At 48.4% G+C, this 945-nt stretch carries 1 protein-coding gene; it reads right to left on the bottom strand.

All coding sequences use genetic code 11. The annotated features are described in order from the left end of the window. The coding region (gene tnpC, locus H6A27_RS14410; protein ID WP_204509189.1) for an IS66 family transposase at nucleotides 1-945 on the bottom strand (945 nt) is incomplete at both ends.

The raw sequence follows: 945 nt of genomic DNA, 5'->3' as shown, positions 1-945 counted from the left end.
CCATACGCTGCTGTGCATTCATGTTGTCGTCATCGGCTATACGTTCCACGTCATAGAGCATGCCTATAATGGTCATGGCATACTCCGCCCTGGCCTTGTCATGCTTCAATGCCCTCTCAAAGTAGCGTCTGGCATGTGCCCAACAGCATATGATGATGATACCTTTTGTCTTTTCAAGTATTCCATAACCGGTATATCCGTCTGTCTGTATGGCTCCTTGATAACCCTTGAAGAGTTCCAGAGCCACCTTCATGCTTCTGGAACCGTCATGGTAAAAGAAGAAGACCTGGTTGCCCGTTACGTTCCGCACCAGCCAAAGATATCCCTTTATTGTCTGATGCTTCTCATTGTTGATTATAGGTATAGTTGTCTCATCGGACTGGACATAATCGGAAGACAGGACCAGTTCCTTCAACCGGTAATAGGCGGGACGCATCAGGTCGGCCACTTCATGGAACCAGGCTTCGATGCTGGACGGTGGCAGGCTGATGCCTATACGCTTGAACATCTGCATCTGCCGGTAGAACGGAAGATAGTCCACATATTTGCCGACCATCAGCTCGGTAAGCAGCGAAGCGCTTGCATAACTCTTGGGTATCGGTTCATTTTTCACTGGAGCGGTGATAATCCGGTTTGTATCCTTGCGCATACCTTTATGTCTGATAGTGACACGGACATACAGTTCGGCCGGTTTATATTCAAGATGCTCGGAAGTTTCCGTTTCATCAAACAGTACCCATTGGTCTTCATTGCCAAGATAGCCTTCGGGGTAGATATGCTCTTCTTCACGGCGGAGATGTTCCGGCAGCTTTTGGCGGACGGGAACTTTTTTCTCATGTTCCCTGACCTTAATCCGCTTATACTCGCTTACCTCTTTTATGGCCTGGCGGGCTGCCTCTTCCTCCTCTGGAGTCATATCCATCTTGTCGAAGTCAAGTTTCAATT

The sequence above is a fragment of the Bacteroides caecigallinarum genome, from assembly GCF_016902295.1.
Classification (GTDB): Bacteria; Bacteroidota; Bacteroidia; order Bacteroidales; family Bacteroidaceae; genus Phocaeicola; species Phocaeicola caecigallinarum_A.
Note: the sequence above shows the minus strand (reverse complement) of the source record. Positions and strands in the feature narration are given on the sequence as shown.